The 20,381-nt window shown below is 65.0% G+C and carries 22 protein-coding genes and 1 pseudogene; 7 read left to right on the top strand and 16 right to left on the bottom strand.

Annotation, left to right across the window (positions count from 1 at the left end; genetic code table 11):
• The coding region (locus AC27IO_RS10320) for an HAD-IA family hydrolase (protein ID WP_498738861.1) at window positions 1-495 on the top strand (495 nt) is incomplete at its 5' end.
• A gap of 28 nt (window positions 496-523) precedes the next feature.
• Here AC27IO_RS10320 and AC27IO_RS10315 read toward each other — a convergent pair.
• The 6 genes and pseudogenes from AC27IO_RS10315 to AC27IO_RS10290 form a co-directional block, all read right to left on the bottom strand.
• Window positions 524-1,165 carry an NrsF family protein gene (locus AC27IO_RS10315; protein WP_498738859.1) on the bottom strand — a complete coding sequence of 214 codons (642 nt, stop codon included), beginning with the start codon at window positions 1,163-1,165 and terminating at the stop codon, window positions 524-526.
• Complete coding sequence (locus AC27IO_RS10310; RefSeq protein ID WP_498738862.1) at window positions 1,162-1,770, bottom strand: sigma-70 family RNA polymerase sigma factor; 609 nt, start codon at window positions 1,768-1,770, stop codon at window positions 1,162-1,164. Before AC27IO_RS10310 ends, AC27IO_RS10315 begins: the two co-directional genes overlap by 4 nt.
• Window positions 1,771-1,883: 113 nt before the next feature.
• Window positions 1,884-2,153 (bottom strand): pentapeptide MXKDX repeat protein, encoded by a 270-nt coding sequence (locus tag AC27IO_RS10305; protein WP_498738858.1) that lies wholly within the window; start codon window positions 2,151-2,153, stop codon window positions 1,884-1,886.
• Window positions 2,154-2,245: 92 nt separating this feature from the next.
• Window positions 2,246-3,036, bottom strand: a pseudogene (locus AC27IO_RS10300) (molybdopterin-dependent oxidoreductase).
• Window positions 3,033-3,653, bottom strand: coding sequence for a cytochrome b/b6 domain-containing protein (locus AC27IO_RS10295; protein ID WP_498738856.1), 621 nt, complete (start codon window positions 3,651-3,653; stop codon window positions 3,033-3,035). Before AC27IO_RS10295 ends, AC27IO_RS10300 begins: the two are co-directional and overlap by 4 nt.
• Before the next feature lie 265 nt (window positions 3,654-3,918).
• Window positions 3,919-4,515 carry a chalcone isomerase family protein gene (locus AC27IO_RS10290; RefSeq protein ID WP_284426249.1) on the bottom strand — a complete coding sequence of 199 codons (597 nt, stop codon included), beginning with the start codon at window positions 4,513-4,515 and terminating at the stop codon, window positions 3,919-3,921.
• A gap of 341 nt (window positions 4,516-4,856) precedes the next feature.
• Between AC27IO_RS10290 and trpE the strand changes: the two genes are divergently transcribed.
• Together trpE and AC27IO_RS10280 are read left to right on the top strand one after the other, a co-directional pair.
• Window positions 4,857-6,356 carry an anthranilate synthase component I gene (gene trpE / locus AC27IO_RS10285; RefSeq protein ID WP_284431023.1) on the top strand — a complete coding sequence of 500 codons (1,500 nt, stop codon included), beginning with the start codon at window positions 4,857-4,859 and terminating at the stop codon, window positions 6,354-6,356.
• Window positions 6,356-6,691, top strand: a complete 336-nt coding sequence (locus tag AC27IO_RS10280; protein WP_284426251.1) for a chorismate mutase — start codon at window positions 6,356-6,358, stop codon at window positions 6,689-6,691. Before trpE ends, AC27IO_RS10280 begins: the two co-directional genes overlap by 1 nt.
• 43 nt (window positions 6,692-6,734) lie before the next feature.
• Here AC27IO_RS10280 and AC27IO_RS10275 read toward each other — a convergent pair whose 3' ends face one another.
• Complete coding sequence (locus AC27IO_RS10275; RefSeq protein WP_498738853.1) at window positions 6,735-7,670, bottom strand: helix-turn-helix transcriptional regulator; 936 nt, start codon at window positions 7,668-7,670, stop codon at window positions 6,735-6,737.
• Complete coding sequence (locus AC27IO_RS10270; RefSeq protein ID WP_498738851.1) at window positions 7,595-8,161, bottom strand: hypothetical protein; 567 nt, start codon at window positions 8,159-8,161, stop codon at window positions 7,595-7,597. The genes AC27IO_RS10275 and AC27IO_RS10270 overlap by 76 nt, the downstream gene beginning before the upstream one ends.
• Before the next feature lie 633 nt (window positions 8,162-8,794).
• On the opposite strand from AC27IO_RS10270, the gene AC27IO_RS10265 reads away from it, so the two are divergent.
• A complete protein-coding gene (locus AC27IO_RS10265; RefSeq protein WP_272565656.1) occupies window positions 8,795-9,508 on the top strand; it encodes a winged helix-turn-helix domain-containing protein in 714 nt (237 codons plus the stop codon).
• Window positions 9,509-9,819: 311 nt separating this feature from the next.
• Here AC27IO_RS10265 and AC27IO_RS10260 read toward each other — a convergent pair whose 3' ends face one another.
• From AC27IO_RS10260 to sctU, 8 genes are read right to left on the bottom strand one after another with little or no spacing between them, the layout of a single operon-like run.
• On the bottom strand, window positions 9,820-10,275 hold the full coding sequence (locus AC27IO_RS10260; RefSeq protein ID WP_272549503.1) for a CesT family type III secretion system chaperone: 456 nt from the start codon (window positions 10,273-10,275) through the stop codon (window positions 9,820-9,822).
• Window positions 10,272-11,312, bottom strand: a complete 1,041-nt coding sequence (locus AC27IO_RS10255; RefSeq protein WP_498738850.1) for a hypothetical protein — start codon at window positions 11,310-11,312, stop codon at window positions 10,272-10,274. The genes AC27IO_RS10260 and AC27IO_RS10255 overlap by 4 nt, the downstream gene beginning before the upstream one ends.
• Window positions 11,309-11,572 carry a type III secretion system export apparatus subunit SctS gene (sctS, locus tag AC27IO_RS10250; protein WP_498738848.1) on the bottom strand — a complete coding sequence of 88 codons (264 nt, stop codon included), beginning with the start codon at window positions 11,570-11,572 and terminating at the stop codon, window positions 11,309-11,311. Before sctS ends, AC27IO_RS10255 begins: the two co-directional genes overlap by 4 nt.
• A gap of 16 nt (window positions 11,573-11,588) precedes the next feature.
• Window positions 11,589-12,260 (bottom strand): type III secretion system export apparatus subunit SctR, encoded by a 672-nt coding sequence (gene sctR / locus AC27IO_RS10245; RefSeq protein ID WP_272565652.1) that lies wholly within the window; start codon window positions 12,258-12,260, stop codon window positions 11,589-11,591.
• Window positions 12,257-13,303, bottom strand: coding sequence for a FliM/FliN family flagellar motor switch protein (locus AC27IO_RS10240; RefSeq protein WP_498738846.1), 1,047 nt, complete (start codon window positions 13,301-13,303; stop codon window positions 12,257-12,259). The genes sctR and AC27IO_RS10240 overlap by 4 nt, the downstream gene beginning before the upstream one ends.
• 2 nt (window positions 13,304-13,305) lie before the next feature.
• Window positions 13,306-14,070 carry a type III secretion HpaP family protein gene (locus AC27IO_RS10235; protein WP_498738844.1) on the bottom strand — a complete coding sequence of 255 codons (765 nt, stop codon included), beginning with the start codon at window positions 14,068-14,070 and terminating at the stop codon, window positions 13,306-13,308.
• Between the two features lie 11 nt (window positions 14,071-14,081).
• Window positions 14,082-16,136 carry a type III secretion system export apparatus subunit SctV gene (gene sctV / locus AC27IO_RS10230; protein WP_284406609.1) on the bottom strand — a complete coding sequence of 685 codons (2,055 nt, stop codon included), beginning with the start codon at window positions 16,134-16,136 and terminating at the stop codon, window positions 14,082-14,084.
• Between the two features lie 26 nt (window positions 16,137-16,162).
• A complete protein-coding gene (gene sctU, locus AC27IO_RS10225; protein WP_498738841.1) occupies window positions 16,163-17,236 on the bottom strand; it encodes a type III secretion system export apparatus subunit SctU in 1,074 nt (357 codons plus the stop codon).
• A 247-nt stretch (window positions 17,237-17,483) separates the two neighbouring features.
• Between sctU and AC27IO_RS10220 the strand changes: the two genes are divergently transcribed.
• The 3 genes from AC27IO_RS10220 to AC27IO_RS10210 all read left to right on the top strand — a co-directional run.
• Window positions 17,484-18,020 carry a type III secretion protein gene (locus AC27IO_RS10220; protein WP_284426258.1) on the top strand — a complete coding sequence of 179 codons (537 nt, stop codon included), beginning with the start codon at window positions 17,484-17,486 and terminating at the stop codon, window positions 18,018-18,020.
• A 7-nt stretch (window positions 18,021-18,027) separates the two neighbouring features.
• Window positions 18,028-18,891 (top strand): type III secretion system export apparatus subunit SctT, encoded by an 864-nt coding sequence (gene sctT / locus AC27IO_RS10215; RefSeq protein ID WP_284394248.1) that lies wholly within the window; start codon window positions 18,028-18,030, stop codon window positions 18,889-18,891.
• Between the two features lie 320 nt (window positions 18,892-19,211).
• Window positions 19,212-20,381: hypothetical protein (locus tag AC27IO_RS10210; RefSeq protein WP_498738838.1), on the top strand; the 1,170-nt coding region annotated here is incomplete at its 3' end.

Below are 20,381 nucleotides of genomic sequence, written 5' to 3'. Positions count from 1 at the left end.
GCGCATGATTCACTAGGGCGTATTGCTATCAAAACAGAAGCAATCTATCCGCAGGCCTGGGAAAGCTACCAGCGCCATTACGCCGCCGTCAACGGCCAGTTTGCCGCGCTGTACCCCGGGGTGGTCACCGGACTGCAGGCGCTGCGGCGGCAAGGCGTGCGCCTGGCCTGCCTGACCAACAAGCCCACGGCGTTCGCCGTTGCGCTGCTGGAGGCCAAAGGGTTGGACGGCTTCTTCGAGAAGGTGTTCGGCGGCGATGCCTTCGAGCGCATGAAGCCCGACCCGATGCCGTTGCTCCGGACCTGCGAGGCGCTGGGCACCGTGCCCGCGCGCACGCTGATGATCGGCGACTCCAGCAACGATGCCCTGGCGGCCCGCGCCGCCGGCTGCCCCGTGGTGCTGGTGACCTATGGCTACAACCACGGGCAACCCGTGCGCGAGGTGGATGCCGACGGCTATGTCGATTCGCTGGAGGCACTGCTGCCCGGCCCCTGACGCGCCGCAGCGGCGGGGCGATGGCCCGCTACCAGCGCAGCAGCCGAGGCCCCAGCACGGCACCAGCGGCCACCGGCAGCGACATGCCCAGAACGTACCAGATGGCAATGAACGGTGCGGCCAGCTCCGGGCAGTGCAGCGCATAGACCGTGGCGCCGACCGCGCCGCCCAGGGCGCCGGCCCCTGCGCCGGCCCAGGCCGGGCGGACGGGCGCCATGCCCCGCAGCACCCAGATCGCGGCCAGGAACACCGGCAGCGACAGCATCGCGATATTTTCCGCGCACACGCGCCAGGTGCGGCTGAGCACCAGCTCCGGCAGTTGTGCCGCGGGGGCCTGCCACACCGCCATCAGCCCCAGGGCCCATACCAGGCCGATCGGGGCGGCCCAGCCCAGCCATGCGAGGCGGGTGGCAGAGCCCGGCTTCCCGAGCCGGGCGACCAGCGGCAACGCGGCCAGTGCCATCAGCAGCGGAGCGCCGAATTTCACCCAGAACATGGGCAGGGTGGCGTACTGGCCGAGCGCTGGATTGAGCCCCAGCCCATACCCCATCAGCCAGCCCGAAACCGGCACCGACAGGAGAAGGCCGAGCGCCAGGCGCTTCGCTGCGGCATGGCGAGGGACCGGCACCGTGTCGGCGGCCAATAGATGGATCAGATCGTCGGTTTTCATGGGAAGGCCTTTGGCTTCGCCGTGGGTGGGGACGAAGACGCGATGCGGCTCGCCAGCGCCTTCAGGCCCCGGTGGATGCCGATTTTCACGGCGGATTCCGTCATGCCGGTTTCCTGGGCCACGTCCGAGACCGACCGGCCATGCAGCTTGACCTGCTCGATGGGCAGGCGCTGGCGGTCGGGCAGGGTGGCGAGCAGTCGCCCGAGATCGCGCCGGGCCTCGGCGGCCGTGTCCTCGGTGTGATCGAAGAGGCCGGTGGCATCGTCGTCCAGGGGGTCGTGCAGCGCTTCGCGCGCCTGGCGCGCGCGCAGCAGATCGATGGTCTTGTAGCGCGCGATGGCGTGCACCCAGGCCGTGAGCGGCTCGGTGTGCTGGTAGGTATGGCGCTGGTTGTGCAGGGCCAGCAGGGTGTCTTGCACAAGGTCCTCCACGTCGTCGGGCCAACCGGACAGCCGCCGGCGGTAGAAGGACCGCAGGCGGGTTGCCATCTGCTGCAGGAATTGCCGGTACGCCGCCGCATCGCCCTCCAGCCCGGCGAGCATCAGGCTTCGCAGGCGCTGTTCGGTCTGGAGGTGCGCAATATCTCGAGGCGGTCGGGGTGCCATGGCCGCCTCAGGGTACACGGCATCGGCGCCACTCGCGCGCATCGCGCGATGGCGTGGGACACGGCCTGCGCTGACGGCCTGCATGGACCCGTTGCGTGCAGGCATGCCGTGGCTTATTTCTTCATCTCGTCCTTCTTCATCTCATCCTTCTTCATCGCGTCCTTTCCCATGGAATCCTTGGCCATGGCGTCGTGCTTCATGCCGTCTTTCTTCATTGCATCCTTCTTCATGCCGTCGTGTTTCATGGCGTCTTTCGGCATGCCATCCTTGGCCATCGCGTCCTTGGCCATGGGGTCCTTTTTCATCATGTCGTCCGCCGCCATGGCGGAGACGGAGGCCGCGGTCAGGCAGGCGGCGAGCAGTGCGGTCGTGAGCTTGTTCATGTCGAAAGTCCTTTTGTAGAGGGAAGAGAAAAATTGCGCCGCGCCCGGGAATCGGGCACGGCCGCGCCGTCTGCGGCGCCGAGCCCGATCGCTCAGCTGCCGCCGAACCCGTTGTAGCCCTGGTCTTCCCAGTAGCCGCCTGGATAGGTGTTGGTCACGGACATCGCCATGACGTGTTTCGGGTTTTTGTAGCCCAGCTTGGTCGGTATGCGCAGCTTCAGCGGAAAGCCGTATTTCGGTGGCAATGGCTCGCCGTCGCAGGTCAGCGCGAGCAGCGTCTGCGGATGCAGCGCGGTCGCCATGTCGATGCTGGTGTGATAGTCGTCGGCACATGCGAAGCCGATGTACTTCGCGCTCAGGTCGGCGCCGATGCGCCGCAGAAAATCGCCGAAAGGCACGCCGCCCCACTTTCCGATGGCGCTCCAGCCCTCCACGCAGATGTGGCGGGTGACCTGCTCCTGCTGCGCGAGGGCGCGCAGCGCCGCAAGGGTCCAGGGGCGTTTTTCGGCCACCAGGCCGGCCACTTCGAGCCGGTAGCCTTCCTCTTTCACGATCCGGACTTCGTCTTCGCCGTAGTACGCATTGAAGGGAAACGGCCGGACGATCATGGATTCGGGATAGGTGGGTGCCAACCGGCCGGGGTCGAACAGCCATCCCTGGGCCCGGTCGTTCCAGCGCGAGATGCGCTGGAGCATGGCTTCCACATCCTCGTTGTCGCTGATGCTGCAGCCGGCCAGCAGGGACAGTCCGCCCAGCGTCAGGCTGCCGCGCAGGAAATGGCGGCGCGCGGCGGGCGCATGCGGCGCTCCAGGAGCTTGCGCGCGTCGGCCACGGCCAGGTCCGCATCGGCATTGGACAAGCTCCGGCGTCTGAAGAGGTTCATGCCGCACTCCCTTGGCGACCGGCGCTCAGCATGGTGAGCAGCGTGCGCGGCGCCAGGGCCACCATCACACCGTGCAGGGCAATGAACCCGACCAGCAACCCCATGGCCACGAAATGGATGCGGCGCGAGAACTCGTAGCCCCCCAGCCATTCCCGCAGGACGGGGAACTGCACGGACTTGAACAGCACGAGCCCGGACAGCACCAGGACGAGAAGGTCCAGCATCACGAACAGATAGGCCAGCCGCTGCACGCTGTTGTACTGGCGCGCATCCGTGTGGGCGAGCTTTCCGCGCAGGGCGTCCATGGCATCGCGCAGCACGGCGCGCGGCCAGACCGGAAAGAACCTGCGGGCCAGCCGGCCGCTGGCGAGATTCATCGCCAGATAGAACAGGCCGTTGGCCGCCAGCAGCCACATGGCGGCGAAATGCCACTGCAGTGCACCTCCGAGCCAGCCGCCGAGGGTCAGCGCGTTGGGCAGCGTGAAAGGGAAAAACGGCGCCGCGTTGTAGATGCGCCAACCGCTGGCGATGAGGATCAGCACCGCCAGGGCGTTCAGCCAGTGGCTGATGCGTATCCACAAGGGGTGGATGGGCTGTGGTTTCGCGGATGCCGCCATGAATGCTCCTGAAAGAGGGCCCGGCGATCGGGCCTCGTCCAGTAGTTCGGGCGGAATGCGCCGCGGGTTACAGGCGGGTGAAAAAATTCCTGGAATTCAGATGGTGTGCCGGCATCGCGGTTTTCTTCAAAGCGGTCGAATCATGCTCTGGCGCAATATTTACTAGGGCATTTAGCTATAAAACTAATAGCATTGGTTTGCGGGGCGGGAAAAGCAGGGGCCGGATGCCCGTGCGCCGCCAGCCGGAGGGCCGCGGACACCTGGGTCAGCCGCCCGCCTTGCCCAGCAGGGCGTCCTTGAGTTTCCAGTCCGCCGGCCGCTCGCCCAGCCAGATGCCCATCAGGGCGTCGAAGAATTCGGGCTCGCGGAACGGCTCGCCCTGCGCCACGCCCTTGACGCTGATCACGGTGCCCGTGCCGGGCAGCCAGTCCACGGTGAAGGTGTCGCCGGCCGAGAGCTTCTTGTGCTGGGAGAAGATCTCGCTCATGCGCAGCACGCCGGGCACCAGGCGGGAGAACGAGGCCTTGTCCATGTTGTCTTCCATGCCGCGCGAAAACAGCTTGCCCAGCTCGGCCGATTCGATGTCGCGCAGCATGGTGATCGACAGCCGCTTGGGACCGCGCAAGGCGGCCACTTCCTGCGGCGTGCCCGCCTTGCGCTCCAGGTACAGGCCCGCCGTGTACACCTTGAACACGGCCTTGTAGCGGATGCCCGCGCCATTGAGCAGCAAGGGGCTGCCTTGCAGTGGCAGGGCGGTGGCGTACTTCACATCGGCGACGGTCACGACCTGGGCCCAGGCGGCCCCCATGGTCACAAGAAGGCCGGCGAGGGTGGCTGCCAGCCACCGCTGCAGAAACATCATGGCAACTCCCAAAAAAGAACGATCGTTCGTTTCTGATTGTTGCCGCGTGTCCGGGCGCACACAACAGGGTTTTCAGCAAGGATTGCGGCAGGGCCCCTGGTTCGCCGGCCGCGGCGGGCGGGCGCAGGCGCTTTGCTACACTTTCTCCCCATGTTCATTCACCACGTGTTCATCACAGGTTGCAGCGACCGGGGAGCCTGGCCCTGGCGCAAGCCAGCCGCATCGAACGCCTGATGGCACCTGGGGCAATCCCAGCTGCACCCGTGGCCCTGACGGGCCGAACGCAATGAACTGCGGCGCCCCACGTCCTTGTGCTGGCGCTACCCGACTGGGAAATTCCCGTGATTACAGAACTTGAATTCAAAAGCCTGGCCAGCGAAGGCTACAACCGCATTCCGCTCATCGCGGAGGCCTTCGCCGACCTGGAGACGCCGCTTTCGCTGTACCTGAAGCTGGCCTACAGCAAGGACGGCGGCAAATACAGTTTCCTGCTCGAATCGGTCGTGGGGGGCGAGCGGTTCGGCCGCTACAGCTTCATTGGCCTGCCGGCGCGCACCTTGCTGAGGGCCAGCGGCTTCGGGGCCGACGCCAAGACCGAGGTGGTCACCGATGGGCAGGTGGTCGAGACCGCCGCAGGCAATCCGCTGGATTTCATCGAGGCGTACCAGAAGCGTTTCAAGGTGGCGCTGCGCCCCGGCCTGCCGCGGTTCTGCGGCGGCCTGGCGGGGTACTTCGGCTATGACGCGGTGCGTTACGTCGAAAAGAAGCTCGAAGCGAGTTGCCCGCCCGACACGATGGGCATGCCCGACATCCTGCTGCTGCAGTGCGAGGAACTGGCGGTCATCGACAACCTCTCGGGCAAGCTGTACCTCATCGTCTACGCGGACCCGGGCCAGCCCGAGGCGTATTCCAGGGGCAAGCAACGCCTGCGGGGTTTGAAGGACCAGCTCAAGTATTCGGTGGCCGCGCCGGTCGTCAAGCCGACGGAGAGCCATCCTCCCCAGCGCGACTTTGCCAAGGCCGATTACCTGGCGGCGGTGGACCGTGCCAAGGAGCTGATCGCCGCGGGCGACTTCATGCAGGTGCAGGTGGGCCAGCGCATCCACAAGCGCTACACCGAATCGCCGCTCTCCCTGTACCGCGCGCTGCGGTCGCTGAACCCCTCGCCCTACATGTTTTACTACCACATGGGCGACTTCCACATCGTCTCGGCGTCGCCGGAGATCCTGGTGCGGCAAGAGAGCACCCCGCAAGGCCAGAAGGTCACGATCCGGCCTTTGGCCGGAACGCGCCCGCGCGGCAACACGCCCGAGCATGACAAGGCCACGGAAATCGAACTGGTCAACGACCCCAAGGAACGCGCGGAGCACGTGATGCTGATCGACCTTGCGCGCAACGACATCGGGCGCATCGCCAAGACGGGCTCGGTGAAGGTGACGGAGGCGTTCGCCGTGGAGCGCTACAGCCACGTGATGCACATCGTGAGCAACGTCGAGGGCCTGCTCAATGATGGCATGACCAACATGGACGTGCTGAAGGCCACGTTTCCGGCAGGCACGCTCACCGGCGCGCCCAAGGTGCATGCGATGGAGCTGATCGACCAGCTGGAGCCCGTCAAGCGTGGCCTGTATGGCGGGGCGTGCGGCTATCTCAGCTACGCCGGGGACATGGATGTGGCCATTGCCATCCGCACCGGCATCGTGAAAGACGGAACGCTCTATGTTCAGGCCGCGGCCGGCGTCGTGGCCGACTCGGTGCCCGAGCTGGAGTGGAAGGAAACGGAACACAAGGCCCGCGCTCTGCTGCGCGCTGCCGAACTGGTTGAGGAAGGACTCGAATGATGACCCGGGCGATCGACAAGGTGGAGCGCTGCAGCAGCATGGCGCAGGTGCGTGCGCGCATCGACGCGCTGGACGACATCCTGGTGCCGTTGCTGGTGGAGCGCGGCGGCTACATGACCCAGGCCGCATTGAACAAGCAGCGCGAGTCCCAGGTGCGGGACGAAGGCCGCATCGAATTCATCGTGCGCCGGGTGCGCGAGCGTGCGCTGGCCGAAGGCGGCCAGCCCGAGGTGATCGAGGCCATCTACCGCAGCATGATGGAGACCTACATCGCCTACGAACATGAAGAGTTCGCGCGGCTGGTCGAGCAAGGCGCCAAGACCTCCGTGAAGTGACGGCAGGGCGGCGGGCGGCTGTCGCGTCCCGCCAGCCGTGATATCAGTGCGCATCGGCGGGACGCCCGGCGGACAGCTTGAAGGCGTTGGCCAGCGTGGACCGGTTGCAGATGCCCCAGCGTGACGCAACGTCCAGCATGTGGGCCCGTCCGCCGGTTTCGCTCATCTCGCGCAGTTCGTCCTCGATGCGCTTCACGCGCTCGGTCCGGATCAGTTCGGCAGGCGTCATGCCCAGGTGGTTGCGGAACGCCAGTTGCAGGGCGCGTTCGGTGACCCCCAGGCGGCCTGCGATTTCACGCACCGAAAGGTTGGCGTCGTGCAGGTGCTCGACGATGTAGCGGTAGGCCGCGCGGTAGCGGGGCGGCAGGCGCAAGCCGGTCGTGTCCTGGGCCTGGGAGGGCAGGGTGGACGCGGCGCTGTTCATGCGCGCCAGCACCGTGTTGTGCACCACGCGCATGGCCTGGGCCACGTGGCGCTTGTACTGGCGCAGTGACTCGCCCAGCCGCCCTTCTTCCATGTGGATCTTGGACAGGCAGTATTGGATGTCCGACGCGTAAGGGTGCCGATCGACCTCGCGTTCGACGCTGGCCAGCGGCTGGATCACATCGCGGGCACCCGTGGCCGCCTTGTCGGTCAGCAGCGCGAGGCAGGCTTCCACCCGCACTTGCGATTCCAGGCCCGCCAGTTCGTGTTCGCGCAGCCAGCGCACGAAGCTCGCCACCGCCTCTTGCCGGCTGGCAGGGTGGTGTCCCAGCAAGCCGCAGCGCAGGTAAGCCAGTCGGGCCCGCAGCAGTTCGGGCGCGTGGGGGCTTGACTCGAGCGCCGCCAGTTCGGCCACCATCTCTGCCTCGGTCGGCAGATCGCGTGCCAGTGCCATGGCGGACTCCGACAGCGCATGGTCTGTCAGTTCTTCATGGCGCAGCAGGTGCACCCGGGCCAGCACCTCCAGGCGGATCGCCCTGGCGTGCGGCTCCAGCATGGCTGCGGGGGCTGACTGGCAGAGCGCTTCCGCCTGGCGTGCGGTGGCCAGGGCTTCGGCATGCTGGCCCAGGGCCTGCATCGACAGCGCTTCCCGCAATGGCCTTCCACACGCAATTCGAGCGGGGCTTCGTGGTCGCTGGCCACGATCGACCAGCAGGCCACGGCACGGGCGGGCTTGTTCAGATGATGAAAGAGCCAAGCCTGGTCCAGTGCCGACTGCCAGCGCACGTTGCTGCGCGATACCTGGTCATAGGCCTTGAGCTGCTGGTGGAACACTTCGCTGGCGGCCTCTTCCATGCCAACCAGCAGCAGGCTGCGCCCGAGCAGCGCGCCTTCCTGCGGCGTGCCCGTATCGCGGCCATTGCGCTCCAGGCGCCGGCGGCCGATGCCCGCCGCGTCCTTGACGCGCATGGCGTGAATGAGATTGGAAAGCTCTGGCGCCTGGGCTTGGGCGCGCTGGCAGGTCAACGACAGAAGTGTGAGCAGCATGGGTCTTCGCGGTGTTGCCGCGCCTTTGATTGATGACCAGTCAATGCTAGGAACGGGCGTCCGGGCAATGCTCAACTTCCTTACGTTCAATCCTCAACTTTTGCTAATTGCCACGTTTTATGGTGAGTGCCTTCGGATACCTTTGCACGCGTTGCCTGAAGCTATTGGCAGCACATCCGCTCCCCTATTCATCCAATGTTCATCGGCAAGTCATCGGTTTTTCATGAAGGGCTGCTTCGTCGTTCATGCGAGGTGCTTAGAGTGAAATCAGGCCGTCGGGGACGGGATTTGCAGCGAGAGAGGGGAGCGCGGCGAATCCAGAACGGCCAGTAAAAAAACAGGGACTGCTGCGCCAGCCAATTGAGCGCACAAAGCCTGGACCGGAGCCTGATAAGGGACTGCTATGGCGTCGAATAGTTATTGCCTATAAGCAATTGACCTATCGAAAGGGCATACTGCAGAGAATATTTCGCTGATTCTGTTCCGCGGAAGGTTGGGAAAAAATTGCAAAATCTGTGACTATGTGTAGCAACCGGATGGCGCTTTTTTGGCACCCACGGTCCAGCTGAACAGGCCAAGGGGGCAGCGTGATGCGCCGCCATTTGTCGATATAAATTTGCGTCGAGGGATTCCATGAACATTGCTCTTCTTTCGCGTCGATCGACGGTGAACCAGTTCCTGGTGGACCTGCTTTCCCGTGGCGGAATTCAAGCCATGCTGCACGTCAGCATTGCGGCTTTTCGCATGCAAGTGAGACAGCAGGCCTTTGATGCCGTGATCCTTGAAGACTGCGGAGGCACTTTGGCGGAAGATCTGGGACTGATCAAAACCTGCGTCTCCGATCAGGTTCCCGTCGTGGTGGTGGGGGCCGAGTTGCACGCCGGCTTCGGCGTGGCCCTGGCCTGTGGTGCGGTGGACTACATCAGCCTTTCCCGCGTCGGGCATGACGAACTCAAGACCCGGCTGCGCGGCCACATGGAAGCCCAGGCGTTCCAGGCCGCCCACCCGATCGATGTCGACGGCTGCCGGCTCGACCCCGCCAGGCTTTGCCTCGTTCATGGAGACAAGACAGTGGGCCTCACGCACCGTGAATGTGAACTGGCCTGCCTGCTGTTTTCCAAGCCCAACCAGGTGGTGTCCTTGCCTACGATCATCGCCAAGGTGTGGGGGCGCTCGGTCGAGTCCAACAAACGCACCCTGGAGCAGCACATCTACAAGCTGCGCACCAAACTGCGAGAGGCCGGTTGCCAGCTGCGCGTCCAGGCGGCTTATGGACGGGGCTACCGGCTGCTGTCCCATGAGGGGACGGAGGCGGTCGGCAACGAATACACCGCGCTTTACTGGTAACGGCAGCAGGACCGTGCTCAATGTCTTTTTCGGGCCGTGCAGGTGACGTTTCGCAATCGGGTGCAAAGCGTGGTGCGCCACCCATTGCCTGGGACTTCGGCCAGCGCCACCACGCAGGCCGCTTGAGAAGGCATGGGTCCCGCGGGTTGGAGCGCAACCGGATGACGCAGCGTTCCGGCGGCTTGCGTGGCCACCCGCCCATGCGGTGCCACGGACCCCCACCCCGTCCGATTGCGTGCCAGCACGTGCTCCAAAAAAGACCTTGAACACGTTCTAGCCCGATCGGGGCATGGGCGGCGGGGGCCTGGGTTTCACACCTTGAGCCAGATGTAGTCTCCCGCACAGATGCCGTTGAAGGCTTCGTCGGTGGAACTCAGCACGTTGTCCTTCCAGTACCGTCCGTGCTCTGTGTAGTGGGTCAGTGTTTCGGCCAGCCAGGTCCCGGTGATTTCCGGCGTCATCGGCACCCGCACGATCAGGATGATGCCTCCTGTATCGGGGTTGATGCCTGCCTGGGCCTGATCCTGCGCATACACGGTGAGATTGGCCTCCAGCAGGAGCCGAAAGATGGTCAGCGTGCGCCCTGCGGTGACGATGCCGAAATGGAAGTTGAGATACAGCGCGGCAGGGTCGTTCTCGTAGTGCGACAGCAGAACCTCGAATCCTTCGACCTCGATCCAGCCCTGCGCGAGCACCGCCTGCGGATCGGGCAAGTCGATGGCCTCGCACAGCTCGGTGACCAACTGGTTGTATTGATCGAGACTCATGGGCGAACGGGCCGTTTCAAGGATTGGCTGGCCTGCAATTGCCGCTCTGCAGCGATGCTTGCCTGGGACGGCGTGCGTGGGAGATCGGTGCTCAGCAAAGCCAGCGGCAGCAAGGCCTTGAGGTCTTTCATGCGAACGGTGTCACTGGCTGCATCGGGTGCGGGCCCCCCGCACAGCAACAACGCCATCTTGACCCGTTGCAGGGTGCCCAATGCACCCCGTTCTTCGTGGTTTTGAAGGTACGCCGCCATCTCCGCCATGCCCCGCGTGGGGGTGGCAGCGAAGTGGGGCTTTCGGCTGTGATCCCAAAGCCGCCGTGTAAGGACATGGGCCCGGTCTTGCGCCGTGCCGGCGTAATGCTGCTGCAAAACATGCTGGGCCGCCATGGCACCCCCAGCCAGGCCTGGCTTGGCCATCCGGCTGGTTTGCGGGTTGTCACGCGAACTTCCTTGATCGCCTTTGCCGGAGCCCGACCCGGAGCCCGACCCGGAGCCAGAACCCGATCCCGAGCCGGATCCCGATCCCGATCCCGATCCCGATCCAGACCCTGATCCGGAATTGCCGCCTTCGGAATTCTCCTGGGAATCCCCCTTGTCACGGCTGCTGCCTCCTTGTCGCAGGAAACTGTCCAGCGCCGCGGGCTCGTTCCCGGTGTCCCGGAGCGATTCCCTGTACCGCGCGTAGCGTTCTCCACGGTCGTCGTCGAGGGCCGCCTTCCACCGCTCCGCAGATCCTTGCCGTGCTTCGGATTCTTCGGGACCGGCCTGCAGGATTTCGAGCGGAATGTCTTGTCCCGGTGCCAAGAGCGGGGCATCGGGCTGGCCGGGGAGCCGGGCCTGCTTGGGTGGCAAGGGCAGCGGTGGGCGGGGAACCGTGCGGAAAATGTAGTCGCCGAACCGGCCCTGCTGCATGAGCGAGGCGTTGCGCGCGGCCTGCTCATGCTGCACTGCGATCAAATGATTGTGCTCGCGCAGGCGCAACTGCTTGAGCCGCTGCAGCTGCTGCAGCCCGCGAAAGAGCGGCGCATTGGGGTTCATGGCGTGAACGTGGCCGAGAGCAGCCTTTGGGAGAACTGCAGCACGGTGTTCCCGACCCACGGGGCGGAGACCGCAACGGTGACGGTCACGCAGATCAGCTTGATGCCCTGTGAAATGGCAGCATCCTGGAGCGATGTCACGGCTTGCACCAGCGCCACCAGCAAACCGACGATGGCCGCCACGGCCACCGCGGGCAGCGACAGAATGAGGCACAGCATGAGTGCCTCGGACGTCAGTTGAACGATGTTGTCGTGCGTCATGGGGTTGAGTCCTCCGTCATCGGTAGGTCAGCACGAGTCCGTGCATGACCTGGGACCACCCGTCGAGCACGACGAACAGCAGCAGCTTGAACGGGATGGCGATGTTGGTGGGCGACACCTGAGACAGGCCCATCGCCAGCAGCACGTTGGCGATGACGAGCTCCACGATCACGAAGGCCAGATACAGCAGGAAACCGATGCGAAAGGCGGCCGTCAGCTCCGTCAGCAAGAAAGCCGGGGCCACCACGATCAGGTCGTCGACCAGAAGCGCTTTTGCGCGTTCCTGGGGCCATATCGCCTGTGCCGACTTCAGGAAAAATGCCTTTTCGGCCGGGTGCGCGTGCTTGACGAGGAATTGCCGGAACGGCTCCTTCGCGGCGGAGGCGGCTGCCAGCAGCTGCTGGGTGTTCGACGTCTGCGATGACGGCGGCCCGTTCTGGATCTTGTCGGCCGCCTCCATGGCGACCGGCGCCATGACGTAAATCGAAATGATGATGGCGATGCCGTTGAGCACCATGTTGGGCGGCACCTGCTGAATGCCCAGCGCGTTGCGCAGCAAGCCCAGCACCACCACCACCTTGGTGTACGAGGTGACCACCATGGCCGCGAACGGCAGCACCGCCAGCGCCATCAGGGCGATGAACAGCGAGATGGGGTCCAGCCCCTGGACGGATGACAGCGGGGTCATGGCAAATCTTGTGGTGGTGCTTCGGCCGCCAGGCTGAGTCCCATTCGCTCGATGCGCACGCCGAGTTGCTCGCCGATGACAATCAGGCGGCCGGTACCGATCACCTGGTCGTGGCACACGAGGCGCACCAGTGCTTCGCGCACGGGCATGTCCAGCGTGATGACCGAGCCCGGACCGAAGGCCGCGAGATCGTCGAGCCGGACGCGGGCGCTGTCTATCTCGAAGGCCACGGGGATGGACAGCTTTCCGATGGCACCGATTTCCGCACTCGCTGGCAGGTCGTGCTCCGGAATGGGTTCGCTGCCGGGCTGAGGTGTGCCGTCGAGCGTGGCTTGGTGCGAGTCGATATCGAGTTGTGCAGTGGTTTCCATGGAGACGCCCATTCCAAAAGACAAGTGGCAATGCAAAGAGGCCGAGGCGCCGGCGGGCAAGCCTGTGATCAGCACATCGCCCGCACTGACCGAGCCCAGTTCGGAGGCGCAATACGTTTTGCGCGCGAGCCGGATGCGGCAGGCCACGCGCAGGCCGAGCAGGTGGCTTGCGTCGCTTCGGACCGAGGCAGCCAGCAACGCCTGGATCTGTCCTGCCATCGCTTCGTCGATGGCCTGCAGCCCGATGCGCCGATTTCTTGCGGTGATCTCGAAAGGGGCAGCGCCGGAGTCCAGCTGCATCCCATGCAGCACCAGGCCGGCAAAGCGGGACTGGAACGGGGCGAGCAGCTGGGCCAGCAGCGAGTGAACAACGTCCCGGGCCAGCGCGGGGTCTGGCAGGCGCGCCGCCATCTCCAGCGCAGGCCAGTCGGTCCTGGGTACCGACAGCCGCATCGTGCCCTGCGCCGACCGAAATTCCATGCTGATGCGTTTGCCGGATCGGCCGGGCGCCCGGCTGACCGACGCACCCGTTTGTCCCGAAAGGGCCCGAACCCACCGCACGAATCGCCGATCGAACATCACCCGCGCCAGACGGGCTTCGCCGTGGTCCATGGGCGGCAGATACCTTGCGAGGTCGCTTAAGGGGAAAGCCAGTGGCTTGACTGCGTTCAAGGTCATTCCAGGTCAATGTCGATGCTTCGGTGGGCCGTGCCCAGGCGGGCAAGCAACCCGTGCAGTTGATCGCGATGCTTTGAGATTAGGTGGCGGGACTCGGACGACATCGTTCGGAAGCGAAGCGTCATGGCATAGGACGAAAGCCCCAGGGCCAGCTCGCATTCCGGCAGCACCTTGGGGTCCATGGGCACCGTGACGGCCCAGGATTGGAAAGCCGGGTCTGCCCGCAGGCACAGATCGGTAATGGTTTGCGCGGTATCGCGCAGCCACTGCGGCGGCTCCGCATCCGTGGCGGTGCCGGTGGCACCGACGGCGTGCACGGGTGGCCGGTCGTCGGGCAGGTCCTGCCCTGCTTCCCCGGGGGCGGGTGTGCGTGCCAGCGGCGGCGGAACGGTATCGCCCTGGATGAAGAAGTATTGCGGCGGCAAGGGGTCGGATGTCGCAGCCTGCGGCGCAGGAGCGGGTGGTGCGTTGTTGTCCCGCTCTTCCTCGTTCGGCGAATCGCCTTGCGCATCGGTCTGCTCCCGAGGCTCTCCGTCGCTCGAGTCCATGGGGTCGGGCGGGGTGCCCTCCGCAGCAGTGGCGAAGGGATCGGTGGACTCGATCACTTCGTCTTCGGCGGGGTCGTCCTGCGGGAGTGCGGGTGGAAACAGCTCGCGGCGAAACCGCTCTTGCGAGTTCGGCCGCAGTAGCGCGGGGGTGGCTGCCACTGCAGGGTGCGCGACGTGGCGCAGGGTGTGATCGGGGCGCTGGAGAGAGGTCATGGCCGCGGTCCTCAGGAAACGCGGCCGATAGGCCGCAGTTCCACCTGGGTTCCCAACTCCTGGAACGAGTACACGCGCAGCCAGTCGAGGCGGCTTTCGATCATCTTCTTGACATAGCGGCGAATGTCCATCGACGTCACCAAGGCCACGCCGGGCTGCCTGGCGGTATCGGCGACCGCGGCGATGCGCTCGGTCAGGTCGCGCGCGTCGTCGGGCGACATGGCCAGGTAGTTCCCCGCCGGCGTGGGCTTGATGCAGCCGCGGATCGCCTGTTCGATGTCCGGATCGAGCAAGATGGCCGACAGATGCCGCTGGCCACTGGTCGCTTCATGCGCGAGATAGCGGCCGAGGTCGGAGCGCACGTACTCCGTGAGCAGCAACAGGTCTTTTTCCTTGGGCCCCCAGACGATCAGGCTCTCGAAAATGCTGCGGATGTTGCGGATCGGCACCTGTTCTTCCAGCAGCCTGCGCAGCACCTCGGCCATGCGCTGCAGGGGCATGATCTTCTGCACCTCGGCCACGAGACCGGGGTATTCCGGCGTGCTGCGCTCGATCACCCACTGCACCTCCTGAACCCCCATGAACAGGTGGGCGTGCCGCTGCAGCATGCCCACGACTTCGCGCGCGATGACCTGCTCCACATCGATGCATGCGCCTTCTCGCTGGGCCATGGGCACGGCCTCCGGCGCCAGCCACAGCGAGACCTCGCTGCCCAGTGCGGGCCCGTGTGGCTGGGCCGATGCGGCCAGGGGCGATTGGGGGTCGAGCAGCAGCAGCATGCGGCCCGGCAGTTCGGGCTGCGCCACCGGAACGTCGTTGATCAGCACTTCGTAGCGCAGGCCGGTCAGTTCGATGTCCACCCACATCGCAGCGCCGGGAAACGGCAGGCCCAGCCTGGACTGCAGTCCTTCCCGTTCCTTGTTGAGTGCGCCGTTGAGCCGCTCTGCATCGATCAGCTTGCCCAACGCATCCGACATGCGGATCGACAGCGGCTTGGCGAACTCGGGGGCTTTTTGCTGGATGGACGGCGCGTCTCCCTTGGCCCCTTCGCGCATCAGGGCCGCGATCGGCTTGGACAGCGAGTTGCCCGCGAGCTGGGTTCGTTTCTTGGTGAGGAAGTGCCCGCCAGCCACCAGACCGCCCGCCAGCAGGGCGAAAGGCACCATCGGAAAGCCCGGAATGAAGCCGAAGCCCGCCGTGAGCGCCGCGGCAAGGTACATCGAACGGGGGTTGCGGGTGAGTTGCTCGGTCATGTCCTGGCCGAGCGAGGTGGGCTTTTTCTTGTGCTCGTCGGTCACCCGGGTGGTGAGAACGCCGGCCGCCATACAGATGAAGAGGGCCGGAATCTGCGACACCATGGCATCGCCGATGGACAGCACCGCGAAGCGGTTGGCCGCTTCGCCGGCGGTCATGTTGTGGTACATGATGCCGACCACAACCCCTGCGAGGATGTTCACCATCGTGATGATCAGCCCGGCGATGGCGTCGCCTTTCACGAACTTCATCGCGCCGTCCATGCCGCCGTGCAGCATGCTTTCCATTCCGAGGTGAGCGCGTTTTCGCTTGGCTTCATCGGGCGTCAACAGGCCCGCGCGCAAGTCGGCATCGATGCTCATCTGCTTGCCTGGCAGGGCATCCAGCGTGAAGCGCGCGCCGACTTCCGCCACCCGCTCCGAGCCTTTGGCGATCACGATGAACTGGACGATGGTGATGACCAGGAACACCACGATCCCCACCACCAGATTGCCGCCCACCACCAACTGCCCGAAGCTCTCGATCAGGTGGCCTGCATCGGCATGCAGCAAGATCGCCTTGGTGGAGGCGATGTTCAGCGCCAGCCGGAACAGCGTGGTGAACAGCAGCAGCGAAGGAAAGGTCGAAAGCGACAGCGCGTCCGGTATGAACAGCGTGGTCATCAGCAGCAGGATGCTCACCGTGAGGTTGATGGCCAGCAGCGCATCGATGAGCATGGTCGGCAGCGGAAGGATCATCAGTGCGATCACGCCGACGAGAAAGCCCGCCATCGTCATGTCGTTGACCAGGGTGGAGTCGAAGCGTTTGGCCATGGGGTGTTCCTGGTGGTGAAGGCTTGTCAGGGAGGAGAGGTGTTTGCGGCCGTGCCGCCGCCGAATTGGTCGAGTTCTGCGACCCAGCGCAGCACGACGGCAACGGACTCGAGCAGTTCTTCGGAAATGGGTTGGTTCAGCGGCAGGCGGTGCAGCGCGCGGGCCAGGGGCGGGTTGGCGATGATCGGAACACCATGCGTTGCGGCCAGGCCGCGGATCACCGCGGCCTGTGCATCCATCCCCTTGGCCACCACGATGGGCAGGGGCGTGACGCCTTCCTCGTAGAGCAGGGCCACGGCGTAGTGGGTCGGGTTGGTGACCACCACGGTGGCGCCGGGCACACGTTCCTGCGGTGGACTGTTGGCCAGCTCGTCACGCAGCGAGCGCTGCTGGCCCTTGACATGGGGGTCTCCGTCGCTGTCCTTGCGCTCCCGCTTGATATCGTCCTTGCTCATGCGCTGGTCGCGCATGAACAGCCAGCGCTGCAAGCCGAAGTCCACGGGACCGATGATCACGAACACCAGGCACGAAAAACCGATCAACCGCAGGATGGCGCTCCACGCCACCTGACCCGCGCCTTGGGCAGAAAGGTAGGCCGAGCCCACCAGCAATGGCACGAGGCTGAGCACGATTTGCCAGATCACGGCCCCCAGTGCCACGGCCTTCACCACCGACTTGCAGAACTCGATGATCGAGCGTGCGTTGATCAGTTTCTTGAGGCCTTCGGCGGGGTTCAGTTTTTCGAATTTCGGCTGGATGGCTTCGAACGAAATGATCACCCCCACCTGGCCCATCATGGCAATGATCGCCACCAGCACGGAGACGATGACCAGGGAGAACGCGGCGATCGCGCCGTCCAGCACCATGGAGGAAATCAGCGCCAGAACCTCCTGCGTGTCCTGTGCCTGCATGCCTTGGTGCATGGCGGTTCTCACCACCTTCGCGATGTGGTCGTAGAGCATGGGGCCGGAGCCGATCAGCACCAGCAGCGAGGCCACCAGGATGGCCGCGGCCACGACGTCCTGGCTCTTGGGAACCTCTCCCTTCTTGCGGGCGTCCAGGAGCTTCTTGTCTGTGGGTTCTTCCGTTTTTTCTGACATGGCGTGGGCTCGTTGGTCGCGGTGCGCGATGGGTTCTTGCAATCTAGCTTTGCACGCCGCCTGGCATGCGATCCATGCGAAGTCCTTGCCCTCGCAGACGAACGTGACGGATCGCAGTCCTGCGCTGCGTGCCCACATTCGCATTGCCGTGACTGCCTTCGTTCGGGTTCCATGGCGCGAGGCCGCGCGCTTCTAGTCTTGCCGCCAGAAGGTCAATCGATGTCGGTTGGCCGCTGGAGAGGGATTCATGAGCACGATCAAGGGGTTGCGCATCCTGGTGCGCCTGAAGAAGCGGCGTGTCGAGCAGAGCGAAGCGGCATTGCAGGAGAGCGCCCGGCAGCGCGATCGCGAGCAGGCCGCGCACGAAGCGGCCGTGGCCGAGGAGGCGCAGGTGCGCCAGGCCGAGAGCGACCTGCGCGGCCGCATCGCCTCGACCACGGAGCGTCCGCAAGGCTTTCATGCGCAGGACGTGGTGACGCTGCAAATCCTGGTCAAGGAGGCGGAAGTGCGCAGCGCCGATGCCGGCAAGCTGACGCAGCGCGCGGCAGCGCAGGTGGAAGCCGCCGTGCAGCGGGTGGCCGAGCGAGAGTTCGCGCTGCGGCGCGCAACGCAGCAACTGGAGGCGACCGAGGCCCGGCTGGAGCGGGCCGTGCAGGAGGCTGAACGGGCCCAGGAGGACGCGCAGGACGAGGAGGCAGAGGAAACGGCCGTTGCTCGCATGCTGGCCTGCTCCCGTGCCGCTGCGCGCACGCGATTGCAGTTGGCGCGCGGCGCCAGGGCATGAGGTGGCGATGGACCCCTCCATGCAGCAGGGGCTGGGCCTTTTCCAGCTGACCCTCGATCTCAAGGGCTTCTTTGCCGTGCTGGCACTGTCCACTGCGCGCATCTATGCCGCCATGCTCGTCATGCCGGCAACGAACGACATGCTGCTGTATGGACGCACTCGCGGTGGGCTCGTGCTTGTGCTGGGCGCCTTTGTGGCCTGGGGCCAGCCGACCGAACTGCTGCATTCGCTGACCGCCGTGGACATGGCGGTGCTGGTGCTCAAGGAGGGCGTCATCGGAATGCTGATCGGGTTCGCGGTCGGCACCGTCTTCTGGGTGGCCGAGAGCGTGGGCATGCTCATTGACAACCAGACCGGCTACAACAACATCCAGCAGACCAATCCGCTCAGCGGCCAGCAGAGCACGCCGGTGGGCAACCTGCTGTCGCAACTGGCCATCGTAGGCTTTTACATGCTGGGGGGCATGCTGGTCTTCATCGGCCTGCTGTTCGATTCGTACGAGTGGTGGCCGCTCACGGGCGTCATGCCCAGTTGGTCGGTGCTGATGGAGCGGTTCCTGCCTACCGAAGTCACCAACTACGCCGAAACCGTGCTCAAGATCGCCGGACCGGTGATCGTGATCCTGATGCTCATCGACCTGGGCATTGGCTTGCTGGGAAAGGCCGCAGAAAAGCTGGAGCCCAACAGCCTCGCGCAGCCCATCAAGGGGGCGACGACCATGCTGCTGCTGGTACTCCTGGTGGGCGTTTTCTTCCAGCAGGTGCGGCCGCAACTCACGATGCGGCCCGTGGCCGAGCGCATCAAGCGTTTGCTGTCGCCTGCGGCCTCGCCCCCTGCCTCACCCCAATCGCCGGCGGTGCCCCATGGATAACGCTGAGGGCAACCGGCAGGCCGCGCAGTCCCGCCTTCGCAGCTGGACTGCCAGCCTGTCCTGTGCACTGGCGGCGCGCCGATGCGCTGTGTCGGTGAGGTGTGGACGGCCCCTCGTGCCGTCGCGCCTGCAGTGTCCCAGTGAGGTGCACCGCGGGGCCGGGGTTTCCCACCACGTGTCGATCCGGTCGCCACCGCAGTCAGTCGCTTTCTCTGAACCCACGCCGTCGCGCAACACGGTGGATCCCTTCGCCGCATTTCTCTGTCTGAGCCGCCATGGGGTGGACAGCTTTTTTTTTCACTTTGCCTTAAGGAGTCAGTATGTCAGTCAATTTCCAAACCCAGACCACCTCCCGGTTCAACAACAACCTGGATTCTCTGTCGGACAACCAACAGAACTCTTCCCAGAAACTGCAGGACGAACTGCTCCAGCTGGTCGTGCTGGTGCTGCAGCAAGTCATGAAAGCGATGGACAAAGACGGTTCCGACAGCAAAGCGGGCGGCACGGATGGTGTGTCGGGCAAGGGCGGCGCGGGCGGCGCCAACGGAGGCGGCGGCGCGAACAAGGGCCAGGGCGTGGCCGGCCTGATCCAGCAGTTCGGCGAGTTGCTGCAGCAGATCGCCAAGTCCATGGAGCAGAACTCGCAGAAGAATCCTGCCAGCGATCTGGCCAAAAGCATTGCCGACAAGCTCGGCGGCGGTGGCGGCAACACGCTCGATGAAATGGGCAAGGACAGCGGCAGCGGTGGCAACCTGCTGGAGCAACTGGGCGAAAGCTATCTGCGCCAGATCCTGGACAAGATGACCACAGGCGGCACGGGCAGTGCCGGCGGCACGGGGCAAACCAACGGCGGCGGCAGCGGTGGCGACGGCAATACAGGCGCCAGCGACATTGGCGATCTGGCCAAGCAATTCATCGAAGCACTGCTGTCGGGTGGCTCGGGTGCGGTGGAAGACCTGGGCAGGAAAAACGGTACGGGTGGCACCGGAGGCACGAACGGTGCCGGCGGCACTGGCGGCACTGGTGGCCCTGAGGGCGCGGACGGCACGCAAAGCGGCGACGGCCAGTCGTCGATCCAGCAGCTGCTGCAGGTGCTCGAGCAGATTCTGCAAATCCTGCAAACCCTGCAGGGCGGAAAGGCGGATGGCTCTGGTGGTGGCGGTGGGGCCGGCGGCACCAAGGACTCTGGCGGCACCAGCAATGCCGGTGGAACTGGCGGAACTGGTGATTCCGGTGGAGTCGATGGAACTGATGGTGCAAAAGGGCAGGGCTCGCCGGGCGACATGCTCAAGCAATTGGTCGAGGCCCTCATCAAGGGCGACAGCAGCGCATTGGACAAGCTGGCCAATGGCGACAAGCAAAATGGTGGCGCACAGGATGCAACCCAACAACTGATGGAGTTGCTGCAAAAACTGATCGAACTCCTGACGGGCAAGAAGCCGGACGAGTCCGATAGCGAGTCGGGTGGAGGCGGTGGTGGCGGCGGCACG

The organism is Acidovorax sp. KNOB132, from assembly GCF_057541515.1.
Note: the sequence above shows the minus strand (reverse complement) of the source record. Positions and strands in the feature narration are given on the sequence as shown.